The following is a 12,684-nucleotide window of genomic DNA, read 5'->3' on the forward strand; positions in this document are numbered from 1 at the left end:
TGATTGCTCTTATAGGCGGAGGAAATCTCCTTGTCAGCAATGATGTAGCAAGCAAAAGGCCAGTTAGATTATTTGTTTAATTGGCTATTAAAACAGATGGTTATGTTGTTTTCCATTTGATTGGACAATGCGGGTGGGTGGATATCCACCCAAAGCTAACTCTGGGTTGTCACCAAACCCACCCATTTGCATCTGGCGGATGTGGGTAGGTCAGCTAACAGCAATCCGTTTCAAGCTTGCAGGATAGGGTCACAGCCTGATCGATTAATCCGAGTTGTCACTATCCAGGCTGTCATCCGCTTTATCTAAAAAATCGCGGCGGATGATTTGGTATTTGGTCATTTTGTCGTACAGCGTTTTACGCGCTAAGCCAAGCTCAGACATCACGTTTTTAATCGAGCCTTTATGCTGATTTAACGCTTCTTCCAGCAAGCTTTTTTCGTAAAACTCGACCCGTTGCTGCAAGGTCATATGGCCGGTAATGCCATGCTCGGCGCTGATCCCTGACGTGGCAAAAGCTACTTGTGGCCCCAGCAGCACATAACGCTCGGCCAGATTGCGCAGCTCCCGTACATTACCTGGCCAGTCATGTTGTTGTAATTGCTGCAACTGCGACACCGCCAGCGGTAGATATTCTTTGTGAAAACGCGCGGCGGCAATCCGTGCAAAATGGGCGAATAACAGCGCTAAGTCTTCGCGCCGCTGCCGCAGGGGTGGCAATTGCAATTGCAATAAACTTAAGCGGTAATATAAATCGAGCCGGAACTCGCCGGTCTTGGCCAGCGCCTGTAAATCCACTTTGCTGGCGGCAATTATCCGGATATCCAAATCAATCGCCTGATTTGAGCCCAGCCGGGTGACTTTGCGCTCTTCCAACAACCGCAACAATTTCACCTGCAGCGACAGCGGGGTACTTTCAATTTCGTCCAGCAGCAAAGTACCGCCATTGGCGAATTCAAACTTACCAATCCGTTTTTTATCGGCGCCGGTAAAAGCTCCTGCTTCAGCGCCAAATAACTCACTTTCAATCAGCTGCTCTGGAATAGCGCCGCAGTTAATCGCGACAAAATTACGCTGTTTGCGACTGCTTTGTTCGTGCAGGTAACGGGCGATCAGCTCTTTACCACAACCGGTTTCGCCGTACAGCAGCACGTCGGCGGGGGCGTCGATGATCTGATCGATCAGTTGCCTTAGTTGTTGCATCGGCGGGCTTTGCCCTAAAATACGCTGACCAGGCTGTTGCTCGCGCGCGACTGCCGCTTTGAGTGCCCGGTTTTCCAGCGTCAACCGGCGTTTTTCCAACGCGCGCTGCACCACTTCCAGCAAGTGGCTGTTATCAAAAGGTTTTTCCAGAAAATCATAAGCGCCGGCCTGCAGAGCTTTTACCGCCAGCGCCACCGCGCCGTAGCCGGTTAGCACCACCACCGGCAACTCGGGGTCAATGGCTGTGATTTTTTCCAGCAGCTGCAAGCCGTTGATTGCTGGCATATGGATATCGGTCAGTACAATGCCGGCATAGTCAGGCGACAACTGTTTCAGCACTTCAAAAGGGTTAGCGCTGGTGCGACAAGCAATACCTTCGAGCTGAAACAACTGCGCCACCGCTTCGCGGATCTCGGCTTCGTCATCGACAAACCAAAGCTGTAATAGGGGTTCAGGCATCGGAGGCTCCGGCATAAGGTTCAGGCTGCTGCAGTGGCGCTGGTAATGGCGCTTGTAATGGTGAGTGCAGCGGCAAACGGATGGTAAATTCAGCGCCTTGTGGCGGATGATTGGCGACCTGCAAACTGCCACCAAACGACTGCATAATGCGCTGCGAAATCGATAATCCAAGGCCGAGACCATCACGCTGCTTGGTGGTGAAAAAGGCTTCAAAAATCCGTTCCAGATGATGCGGTTCAATGCCAGGGCCGTTGTCGCGAATTCGGATCAACGCTTGTTGCTGATCCGACTCCAGCACAATAGAAAATCCGGGCTCCGGCGTCTGTAACATGGCGTGCAGGCCATTGGTCAGAATATTCACCAGCACCTGTTCAAGTTGGATTGGATCAACCAATACCCACAGCGGCTGCTCCGGTTGTTTCAGCCGGGTTTTAACGCCTTGACGCTGACATTGATGTTGCACAATGCCAAGGGCGTCCAACAGAGTTTTTTGCAGCTCAACCGGCTGGTTTTTACCGCTGCCGGGGCGGCTGAAATCTTTAAACTGGGCGATGATATTCGATAGTCGCTGGATCAGTTTCAGCATCGCGCCAAGATTGGCTGTTGCTTCAGTCACCATCGACTTTTCCAGCATCCGCTGGGTATTTTGGGTGTAACTTTGCAGCGCGGTCAGCGGCTGATTTAGCTCGTGATTGAGCGAAGCTGACAAACTGCCGATAGTCGCAAGTTTTGCTGCTTGCACCAGTTCCTGTTCGGTTTGCGCCAAAGCGGATTCAGTTTGTTCACGCCTGGAAATTTGCAGCACCAGCCGTTGATTGGTGTCAGCCAGTTCTGCGGTACGTGCCAGCACCCGTTGTTCTAACGCCTGATTGTGCTGCAGTAGCTGTAATCGGCGTTTACGGCGTTCGCGCAGCCACAACCAACCGAGCGCGCTGCCGAGATAACATAAAGTGCCAAACAACAGCAGCCAGCCAAGCGGGGCGTTTTGTGGTCGCTGCAATAACACCAGTTGCCAGCCAAACTCAGGCAACTCCAGCGAAAAAGGCAAAAACGATTGATGAGAGCTGGCAACCGGCATTTGCCACAATCCATACGCAGGCGCCAACAGCGCAGCTTGCTGCTGTTGGCCAAGCGGGCTCAGCGGTTGGGTCAGATAACGCTCTTTTTCCGCCGCGCTTAGGTGCTGTTGCTGTAAAGTTTTAAAACGCCAATCGGGCTTATCTGATAAAAATACTTCCTGACTCTGACCCGTCACCAGAAAGTGCCAGCCGTTTAAGCCAGCGATGGCTTGTTGTTGCTGCTCTATAGGCTCTAAATCGATTTTTAACGCAATGATCGCAATGAGACGTTGCTGCTGATAAACCGGTGCGCTGTAATAATAACCACGGCGGCCGCTGGTATGACCCAGCGCATAATATTGGCCGTTTTCACCCTTAACAGCGGCCTGCACATAAGGCCGGAATCCAAAATCCCGTCCAACGTATGAGCTATCACTCTGGTAATTACTGCTTGCCAGCACCAGGCCTGCCGGGTCCAGCAGATAGACATCGGCGCTTTGCGAGGCTTGTTGTAAATCATACAGATAACGATTGAGTGCCGGAAAGTCAGCTTGTTGTACCAGCGCTACCAGGGGCTCGGATTTAGCAATAGTTGCGGCAACATCGGCATAACGACCAATTTCATAGCGGATAAATGCCGCCAGCCGCTCGGCCTGTGCGGCACTTTGTTGTTGCTGGCGCGCAAATACCCAATGTTGACCGAATATGGCCAACAGCAGCATCCACAGCAGATAGCCGGACACGGCGCGCCACCACCAATGTGGCAGGCGTGACTTTTCGCTCAAAGTAAGTCCCTGAAAATTGGCGATCATTTTAATTAGAGGCAGTGTAAGTTGAGAAGTGAGCTGCGGCAAGTTTGGCGAGTACAGCGCGAGGAGACTGATTTAGAAAAGTGATTGGGCAAGCTCGCTGTTTTCGCTACACTGCTGTTTTGTTTTTCCTAACCGGTATTTTTTGATGCAACCACTTTTAACAACATATCCAACGGCAGGCGCCATGGTGTTTGGCTGTATGGGGCTGGGCGGTGACTGGAATGTTCCTGACATTAGCGCTGATGCGCGCCGTTTGTCGTATCAGGCTTTGGACAGTGCGCTGGAGCAGAATTTCACCTTGTTTGACCACGCTGATATCTATACCCGCGGCAAAGCCGAACAAGTATTCGGCGACTATCTGGCGCTGCAGCCGGGTTTACGGGAAAAAATTCTGATCCAAACTAAATGCGCCATTCGTTTCAAAGACGACGAAGCCGTTGGCCGTTACGATTTTTCTGCCGGTTATATCCGCCAACAAGTCGAGCTGTCGCTAAGGCAGTTACAATGCGGTTATATCGATGTGTTGTTGTTACACCGGCCGGATCCGTTAATGGACGTGTATGAAGTTGCTGCAGTGCTGGACGCGTTACGACAGGAAGGCAAAATTCGCAATGTCGGCGTTTCAAATTTTGGTGTGCCGCAACTGCAATTACTGCAATCGGCGATGACGCAGCCCATTTTAGTCAATCAACTGGAAATGAGCCTGGCGAAAATCGATTGGTTAGAGCAAAACGTGTTAACCGGCATGACAGAGGGCGCCTCGCACTTTTTTGGCTACGGCACGGTCGAATATTGTCAGCAACATCAAGTGCAAATTCAGGCCTGGGGTAGCTTAGCGCAAGGGTTGTTTACCGGCGGCAAAGCACCACAAACTCCGGCCCAGCAACAGACTGCTGCACTGGTCTTAAAACTGGCGGCACTGTATCAATGTTCACCTGAGGCAATAGTGCTGGGATGGTTAATGCGCCATCCGGCTGGTATTCAACCAGTGATTGGTACCACCAACCCAGCAAGGATCAAAGCTTGTGCTGAAGCCCGGAATATCCAACTGAGCCGTGAGCACTGGTACGCGCTTTATGTGGCAAGCCGTGGCCAGCCATTGCCGTAATATGTTAATTCTATTCAGCGTGCTGGCGGACTACCTTCGGTGAGTCCGCCCGACGCTTTACCTAAATTCATCTATTTTCGTAGGGCGTCACTCACCGCGTCAGCGGTAGTGCGCCGGATGATCACGCGAAATTTTGTCACCTAACGGCGGACTACCTTCGGTGAGTCCGCCCTACAATTTCTATTGATATTCAGTGCTTTGCAAGGGAGTTAATCACCGAGACTGCGGTAGCTTTAGAAGCCACGCAGATATTGCTGTTTTGGTTGATTCAGGATGGTGTCCCATGAACCATACGTTGGGTTTGGCAGCATAAAGAACCTGGAGCCCCAATGCGTCTGATATTGATCCACTAATGCTGCGCGTTGTGCTGGTGTGATGTTCTTCTTCACATTCGGCAGGAAATCGCCAAAATCATCACCGACCGACATAATCACCCGATAACTTTGCATCGCCAGTTGACGGCGGCTTTCTTTTTCACTGCTCCAATCCGCTTGTTCGGCTTTTAACCAGAGCTGTGCCGCGCTAATTTGTTGAATACCAACGGCTTTTAAGTTATTCAACGTATCGTCTTTTTGTGGACAAGTGCGATTATCGCCAGCACGCACAGTACAGGCGCGGTTACTGATATACAGCACCTTAATGCCCATAGCCTCAGCTGCGTTGACAAAAGCCACTGCACCCGGCACTGCATCGGCTTTAGCCAGACTGACCCAGCGATCCCAGCTGGCATCACTAAAAGCGGCGTTTGTCAGCACATCCTGCGCTGCGGCTGGTGAGTTATCTAAAATCGTCTCGTCGATATCAACAATAATGGCTGCGGGTAAATTCGCGGCATTGGTTTGCGGCCACACCGTCCAGCTTGGGTCACTTTTGGCCTTGCTCAATAAATCAGTCGCCTGACGATAAGTTTGGATGGCGTTCGCGCGAAATTCGGCAGAAGTCTGATACCACAACACGCTATTAAAATTATTGTGTGCTGTTGGTTGAGCAGCCCCTGAGTTTGACGGCACCACTGGCGCTGCAGTTTGGCAAGCGGTTAAATTGACGATGAGTAGGGCAGACACAGCGATTTTGCCGGGAAGCGTATTAAATACCAAAGACATAAGCACCTCAATGCAACTAAAACGCAGATGATAATGCCATTTTGCTAAATTACAATCTTTGGCGGGATGAACCTGAGTATTAAGGCGTTACTTTATGTTGCGAATGGATAACACCAATAAACGAAATCAGGCAGCGATAAGCTGCCTGATGGATGTATAAACTCCGCTCAAATTACATATTCGGATAATTCGGACCACCAGCGCCCTCTGGCGTCACCCAGCGAATATTCTGACTGGGGTCTTTAATATCGCAGGTTTTACAGTGCACACAGTTTTGCGCATTGATCTGCAACCGTGGCTCGTTCGTCTCAATGCCAACCACTTCATAGACACCCGCCGGGCAATAGCGCTGCGCCGGTTCGGCGTATTTTGCGAAATTCACCGCAATCGGAATGCTGGCATCCAGCAATTGCAAATGGCACGGCTGCTCTTCTTCATGGTTAGTGTTGGATAAAAATACCGAGGTCAGCTTATCAAAACTCAGCACATTGTCTGGTTTAGCGTATTGCAGCTGCACCGAGTCTGCAGCAAGCTTTAGGCTGGCATGGTCAAGCGTATTATCTTTCAGAGTAAAAGGTAATTTACCACCAAACACATTCTGATCCAGGGTGTTAAAAGCACCACCAAGTAAGGATCCAAACTTATGCATCGCCGGCCCAAAGTTACGCGAGCAGTATAATTCGTCATATAACCAGCTTTGTTCAAATAAGCTTTGGAACGACGTTAAATCGCTGCCACCTTGTTGATCGGCAGCAAGTTTGGCAAATACCGCTTCAGCGGCCAGCATGCCGGATTTCATCGCCGTGTGGTTGCCTTTGATTTTGGCGAAGTTCAAGGTGCCGGCGTCACAACCAATCAGTAAACCGCCAGGGAAACTCATTTTCGGCAGGCTATTCAAACCACCTTTGGCGATAGCACGCGCACCGTAACAGACCCGTTTGCCGCCTGTTAAATACTGGCTGATCACCGGGTGATGTTTATAGCGCTGGAATTCATCAAACGGGCTTAAATATGGGTTGCTGTAATTTAAGTCGATGATTAAACCGACCACCACCTGATTATTTTCAGCGTGATACAGATAACCGCCGCCACTGGTGTCACTTTGGAGTGGCCAGCCGGCCGAATGCAGCACTAAACCAGGTTGATGTTTGTTTGGATCAATGTCCCAGATTTCCTTAAAACCAATGGCATAATGCTGCGGCGATTTACCGGCATCCAGCTGATAATGGTTAATGAGCTCTTTACCCAAATGACCACGGCATCCTTCGGCAAATAACGTGTATTTGGCGCGAAGCTCCATGCCTGGGGTAAAGCTGTTTTTTTGTTGGCCGTGTTTATCCAGTCCCATGTCGCCGGTGACGATGCCTTTCACCACATTGTCTTCAATAATCAGACTGGCAGCGCTAAAACCCGGGAAAATTTCGACACCGAGATTTTCAGCCTGGCTGGCCAGCCAACGACAGATATTGCCCATCGACACAATATAGTTGCCGCTGTTATGCATGGTTTTAGGCACCAGCAGATGCGGGATTTTACGCGCCTGTGTATCAGATTGCAGAAAATAGATATCATCATGGCTGACCGCGGTACCGAGTGGGGCGCCAAGCTCTTGCCAGTCCGGTAACAACTCGTTCAGGGCTTTGGTTTCAAACACCGCGCCAGATAAAATATGGGCACCAACTTCTGAGCCTTTTTCCACCACGCACACTGTTAATTCAGTATTGGCAGCTTTTGCTTGCTGCATCAGACGGATCGCTGCCGACAGGCCTGACGGTCCGGCCCCGACAATTACCACGTCAAACTCCATTGATTCGCGTTCCACGGCGGTCCCCTTCATTATTATTTTGTGTATGATTGATTACCGTCAGCTGCTGGTCTTGCATGCAGCAGCAATAGCTGTTCAACTTATGTTTTTACCCGTCATCCTTGAAGTTGCGGGGGTGTTGGCCGCGTGTTCTCGCCCCAGTCACATAGAACAGCTATGCTCCTGGGGTCTCGCTCACTTGCCGCCTACCCGCATCTTCAATGATTTTGGGTAAACGGCAAGTATCGGATCTAGATCGCAGATAAATTTCTACACCTTTGTGCTGCTTGCAAGGGTATTTCAGGTTGACGTTAACGTCAACAGTAGTTAGATTGTCCGGCATCAATAACAGCTGAAGTTTACCTTCACGTCAACCTGACCAATGCAGACAGGGGTTCCTATCCATGAAAATATTAGTACCGGTAAAACGGGTCGTCGATTATAACGTGAAGGTCCGGGTCAAAGCAGACCAAACCGGCGTTGATTTAGCCAACGTCAAAATGTCACTGAACCCGTTTTGTGAAATCGCGGTGGAAGAAGCAGTCCGTTTAAAAGAAGCGGGTATTGCGACTGAAGTGGTGGTGGTTTCCATCGGTCAAACCGGTGCCCAGGAGCAATTACGCACCGCATTGGCTTTAGGTGCTGATCGCGCCATTCTTATTGAAACCGAACTGAACCTCGATTCATTACAAGTGGCGAAACTGCTGGCCAAAGTTGTTGGTAATGAGCAGCCACAGCTGGTGATTATCGGTAAACAAGCCATTGATTCTGATAATAATCAAACCGGCCAGATGCTGGCGGCTTTAACCGGCATGGGTCAGGGCACTTTTGCGTCAAAAGTTGTGGTGGCAGACGGCAAAGTTGCAGTTACCCGCGAAATTGACGGTGGTTTACAGACGGTCTCGTTAAAACTTCCGGCGGTGGTTTCTACCGATTTACGCCTGAACGAACCGCGTTATGCGTCGTTACCAAACATTATGAAAGCCAAGAAAAAGCCGCTGGACATCGTTGCTGCTGACAGTTTTGGCGTGGCGTTACAAAGCCAGGTAAAAACTCTGAAAGTTGCAGCGCCAAAAGTACGTCAGGCCGGAGTGATGGTTGACAGCGTTGACGCGCTAGTCGCGAAATTAAAGCAAGAAGCAAAGGTGATCTAATGGCTATTTTAATTATTGCAGAGCACAACCAGCAGGCATTAAAAGCTGATACCGCCAAAACAGTGGCCGCTGCTGCCAAAATTGGTGGTGATATTCATCTGTTAGTGGCCGGTTTTCAATGCGCCGCTGCTGCGGCCGAAGCAGCGACTTTAGCTGGTGTCACCAAAGTGCTGTTGGCCGATGCCGTTTGTTATCAGCATCAGCTGGCAGAAAACGTGGCGGCGCTGGTGGTTGAATTAGGTCGTGATTACAGTCATATCCTGGCTGCTGCGACTACGCATGGTAAAAATTTCCTGCCGCGCGTTGCTGCACTTTTGGATGTGGCGCAGATTTCTGACGTGATTGCCGTTGAAAGTGCAGATACCTTTGTGCGTCCAATCTACGCTGGCAACGCCATTGCTACAGTGCAATCTGCTGATGCCATTAAAGTATTAACTGTGCGCAGTTCAGCCTTTGATGCAGTGGCAACTGGTAACGCGGCACCGATTGCAGCGGTAGCACAAGCAACAGATGCTGGTTTATCGCTGTTTGTCAGCGAAGAGCTGACCAAATCTGAACGGCCAGAGCTAACTGCAGCAAAAATCATCATTTCTGGTGGTCGTGGCATGCAAAACGGCGACAACTTCAAATTACTGGAAGGCATTGCCGACAAATTAAACGCGGCCATTGGTGCCAGCCGTGCTGCCGTTGACGCCGGTTTTGTGCCAAACGACATGCAGGTTGGCCAGACCGGTAAAATTGTGGCGCCGGATCTGTATATTGCCGTCGGTATTTCTGGAGCTATCCAGCATTTAGCTGGCATGAAAGATTCGAAAGTGATCGTTGCCATTAACAAAGACGCTGAAGCGCCAATTTTTCAAGTGGCGGATTATGGTCTGGTGGCCGATTTATTTGTGGCTTTACCGGAACTTGAAGCCAAACTTTAGCGCTGCACCAACATAACCAAACCTAAAAGCCAGTTTCATACTGGCTTTTTTTATATATGCGCTGGAAAAACGGCAACGCAGGTTGTTCAGCGGCTATCCAGCTGCGAATGAGTTTACTGAGGTGATTGATGCTGGTGTGATATAAGTAACAGGCTGACGGAACAAAGGTTTCTGGGCTTCGCTCACGCGATACTTGTGATCCATGCTGCATTCGTTACAATACGGTAACTTTTTCAGGGAGAACACTGTGAAGAACGCCAAAATTTCGTTGTTAATGTTTGGATTTTCGCTGCTCGTCAGCGGTTGTACCACAATTCCCAAGCAAACCGATGGCCTGGTCAATCAGCTGGATGGCCCTTTGGCGCAGCTGCAAGTCGATACCAAACAGCTGCATCAGCGGATGCAGCGTCTGACGGAAGACAAAAGCTGCCGCGAAACTGCCGAGTGTAAAGTGCTGGCGGTTGGCAATCGTCCTTGTGGTGGGCCGGAGCAATATCTGCCGTATTCAGCAGTAAATACCGACGAAAAATTACTGGCGATCACCAACGACCGTTATACCAAACTTAAACAGCAACAACAGCAGCGGCTAGGAATGCGTAGCACCTGTCAGATGCTACCAACACCGTTACCCCAGTGTAAGTTGCGCCAGTGCAGTCTTGTTGAGTAACAAGGTCTGTGTGGCGGCCTTAAAGTGAATGGAAGGGTAAAACCACCAACGCTGGCCAGGAGATAGTTTAAAAAGCAAAAAAGGCGCTTTAAGCGCCTTTTTACATTGCTGCAGTAGTTGAAACCAGGTTTCAGCTTTTCTCTTTGAATTTATTGCAACTGACTTTATCGACACATTCGCCATATAAATACAAGCTATGGTGAGTCAGTTTTATGCCATTCTGTTCGGAAATTTCCAGCTGTTTGCGTTCAATTTCATCATCTTCGAATTCGATGACTTTACCGCAATTTAAACAAACTAAATGATCGTGGTGATCAATCCGGCTTAGTTCAAACACCGATTTACCGCCTTCAAAATGATGACGGGTAACAATGCCGGCATCATCAAACTGGTTCAGTACACGATAGACGGTGGCAAGGCCAATATCTTCGCCGATTTCCAGCAGGATTTTGTAAACATCTTCAGCACTAATATGCTGATGTCCGGGGTCCTGCAAAATTTCCAGGATCTTCACCCTTGGTAAGGTCACTTTCAGGCCGGCTTTGCGTAGTTCGCTGTTGTGATCTGACATCTGCTTTAGTACTCATAATTGGAGATGAATGGATTATAAGGCTATTTTCTTTGATAGGAAAAGCAAAATCTACCTTTGTCTGAGGACACTACTTGGTTGGAGTGGCAATTTCGGGTATATTTGCAAAATCAGGTCATACCAGTTGGAGGTATTATGCGGTGGGCGTTTAATCCGGCAGTGATGCGGCATTTGTTAAATTTCTGGCCACCATTTTTCTTTAATGGTATTAAAATTGTCGAACTCGCGACAGATTACCGATATGCCAAGGTCAGGCTCAATGATCGGCCGTGGCGGCGGAATATCAACAGCAGCCAATTTGGCGGCGCGATGTTTGCGATGACCGATCCGATGTATCCATTGATGCTGATGGGCGCGCTGGGCAAAGAATATCTGGTGTGGGACAAAAAAGCCGATATCGATTATATCAAACCCGGTCATGGCAAGCTTATTGCCGAATTTTGGCTCGGTGATGCAGTTTTAGCGGAAATTAAGGCCGCGACCGAGCAGGGTGATAAGTACTTTCCACAGTTTCTGGTGCATTTAAAGAACCAACAAGGCGAAATCGTTTGTGAAGTAAACCGTACGGTTTATATCCGGAAAAAGCGCAAGCACCGTCCCGGCGAGAACCGGAAAATGGCAGAGCAAACAGGCGCGGACGATTAATGTCAGGGCTGGCGTGGGTCTGCCAGGCTAGAAACTGCAAAAAAACCAAATAAAAAACCACTGCCAATCATCAGATCCAGCAGTGGTTTTTTATGCAAATCAGAAATCTTATAAACCAGCCAATTCCGCCAGGCTCAGCTCATCATAAATCTGCTTACACCATTGTTTAACACGGGTTTCAGTCAACTCTGGCTGACGGTCTTCGTCGATGCCTAAACCAACAAAGTGGTCGTTGTCCGCTAACGCCTTAGAAGCCACGAAATTGTAGCCTTTGGTCGGCCAGTGACCGACGATAATAGCGCCACGTGGTTCAATAATGTCACGTAAAGTGCCCATCGCATCGAGGAAGTATTCAGCGTAATCTTCCTGATCACCACAACCAAAAATAGCGACTAACTTGTTGTTAAAATCGATATTTTCCAGTTCAGGGAAGAAATCATCCCAGTCACACTGCGCTTCGCCGTAATACCAGGTTGGGATCCCGAACATCAGCAGGTCATAACCGGCGATATCTTCTTTGGTGCTTTTGGCGATGTCATGCACAGCCAGTAAATTTTTACCCAGTTCTTTTTGGATCATTTTCGCGATATGTTCGGTGTTACCGGTATCGCTGCCAAAAAATATACCTACAGTTGCCATAATTAGAGCCTTCCTACTTTGCGAGAGCTTCAGCTAACAGTTGTTCAATCAATGCGCTGCGGGTGAGTTGCAGCGCCTGTGCTTTGGTGTCGAGCTGCTGATATAGTTGCTCGGAGACTTTGCACTCAATGCGTTTCAGACCTTTAGTTTTATCCCGGCGGATCTGGTTTCGTTTATTCAGCCTTAACTGTTCTTCCCGCGGTAGCGGATTCGTTTTTGGCCGACCGGGCCGTTTTTCTGCTGCAAAAAGATCGATAGTGGTGCGATCGGTGGCAATCTTCGCCATTAACCTAACCCTTTTGACTCGTAAATAAACTGAATGACGCCTTTGGCCAGGAAACCTGCACAGCCAACAAACAACACAATCCAGACAAAAATCCGGCCAAACTTAGGTACGTCACCCTTTTTAAGTACGTCCTGAATGGCCATTCCAATCAAAAAAAACAACACTGAAAGAAAAAACCAAAGACTTGCCGCTTCGATTTGTTCCATATATTCATTGAGCATGGTGATGACC

13 protein-coding genes are annotated in these 12,684 nt (G+C 49.3%); 5 read left to right on the plus strand and 8 right to left on the minus strand.

From position 1 onward, the window contains the following. Positions 1–264: 264 nt before the first annotated feature. A complete protein-coding gene (locus EOE67_RS10005; RefSeq protein WP_127698948.1) occupies positions 265–1,662 on the minus strand; it encodes a sigma-54-dependent transcriptional regulator in 1,398 nt (465 codons plus the stop codon). Further along, positions 1,655–3,505, minus strand: a complete 1,851-nt coding sequence (locus EOE67_RS10010; RefSeq protein ID WP_164852281.1) for a sensor histidine kinase — start codon at positions 3,503–3,505, stop codon at positions 1,655–1,657. The genes EOE67_RS10005 and EOE67_RS10010 overlap by 8 nt, the downstream gene beginning before the upstream one ends. A gap of 172 nt (positions 3,506–3,677) precedes the next feature. Here EOE67_RS10010 and EOE67_RS10015 point away from each other — a divergent pair, with 172 nt between their 5' ends. Then, positions 3,678–4,640: an aldo/keto reductase gene (locus tag EOE67_RS10015; RefSeq protein ID WP_127698950.1), complete on the plus strand. Its 963-nt coding sequence runs from the start codon at positions 3,678–3,680 to the stop codon at positions 4,638–4,640. Positions 4,641–4,873: 233 nt separating this feature from the next. Here EOE67_RS10015 and EOE67_RS10020 read toward each other — a convergent pair whose 3' ends face one another. Next, positions 4,874–5,743: a 5'-nucleotidase, lipoprotein e(P4) family gene (locus EOE67_RS10020; RefSeq protein WP_127698951.1), complete on the minus strand. Its 870-nt coding sequence runs from the start codon at positions 5,741–5,743 to the stop codon at positions 4,874–4,876. Positions 5,744–5,915: 172 nt separating this feature from the next. Further along, positions 5,916–7,550 carry an electron transfer flavoprotein-ubiquinone oxidoreductase gene (locus tag EOE67_RS10025; RefSeq protein WP_206099556.1) on the minus strand — a complete coding sequence of 545 codons (1,635 nt, stop codon included), beginning with the start codon at positions 7,548–7,550 and terminating at the stop codon, positions 5,916–5,918. 401 nt (positions 7,551–7,951) lie between these two features. Here EOE67_RS10025 and EOE67_RS10030 point away from each other — a divergent pair, with 401 nt between their 5' ends. From EOE67_RS10030 to EOE67_RS10040, 3 genes are all read left to right on the plus strand, one after another. Continuing rightward, positions 7,952–8,701 (plus strand): electron transfer flavoprotein subunit beta/FixA family protein, encoded by a 750-nt coding sequence (locus EOE67_RS10030; protein WP_127698953.1) that lies wholly within the window; start codon positions 7,952–7,954, stop codon positions 8,699–8,701. Next, on the plus strand, positions 8,701–9,627 hold the full coding sequence (locus EOE67_RS10035) for an FAD-binding protein (protein WP_127698954.1): 927 nt from the start codon (positions 8,701–8,703) through the stop codon (positions 9,625–9,627). Before EOE67_RS10030 ends, EOE67_RS10035 begins: the two co-directional genes overlap by 1 nt. A gap of 247 nt (positions 9,628–9,874) precedes the next feature. Next, positions 9,875–10,294 (plus strand): hypothetical protein, encoded by a 420-nt coding sequence (locus EOE67_RS10040; RefSeq protein WP_127698955.1) that lies wholly within the window; start codon positions 9,875–9,877, stop codon positions 10,292–10,294. Between the two features lie 130 nt (positions 10,295–10,424). On the opposite strand, the gene fur is transcribed toward EOE67_RS10040, so the two are convergent. Next, on the minus strand, positions 10,425–10,865 hold the full coding sequence (gene fur, locus EOE67_RS10045; protein ID WP_068065227.1) for a ferric iron uptake transcriptional regulator: 441 nt from the start codon (positions 10,863–10,865) through the stop codon (positions 10,425–10,427). Between the two features lie 153 nt (positions 10,866–11,018). On the opposite strand from fur, the gene EOE67_RS10050 reads away from it, so the two are divergent. Continuing rightward, positions 11,019–11,528 (plus strand): DUF4442 domain-containing protein, encoded by a 510-nt coding sequence (locus tag EOE67_RS10050; protein ID WP_127698956.1) that lies wholly within the window; start codon positions 11,019–11,021, stop codon positions 11,526–11,528. A 108-nt stretch (positions 11,529–11,636) separates the two neighbouring features. Here the strand turns inward: EOE67_RS10050 and fldA are convergent, their stop codons facing one another. From fldA to EOE67_RS10065, 3 genes are read right to left on the minus strand one after another with little or no spacing between them, the layout of a single operon-like run. Beyond that, positions 11,637–12,167 carry a flavodoxin FldA gene (gene fldA, locus EOE67_RS10055; RefSeq protein WP_127698957.1) on the minus strand — a complete coding sequence of 177 codons (531 nt, stop codon included), beginning with the start codon at positions 12,165–12,167 and terminating at the stop codon, positions 11,637–11,639. A 13-nt stretch (positions 12,168–12,180) separates the two neighbouring features. After that, entirely contained in the window at positions 12,181–12,453 is a 273-nt protein-coding gene (gene ybfE / locus EOE67_RS10060; RefSeq protein WP_127698958.1) for a LexA regulated protein, read from the minus strand. Next, positions 12,453–12,674 carry a DUF2788 domain-containing protein gene (locus EOE67_RS10065; RefSeq protein WP_068065231.1) on the minus strand — a complete coding sequence of 74 codons (222 nt, stop codon included), beginning with the start codon at positions 12,672–12,674 and terminating at the stop codon, positions 12,453–12,455. Before EOE67_RS10065 ends, ybfE begins: the two co-directional genes overlap by 1 nt. Between the last annotated feature and the right edge of the window lie 10 nt (positions 12,675–12,684).

Source organism: Rheinheimera riviphila (assembly GCF_004005945.1).
Lineage (GTDB): Bacteria > Pseudomonadota > Gammaproteobacteria > Enterobacterales > Alteromonadaceae > Pararheinheimera > Pararheinheimera riviphila.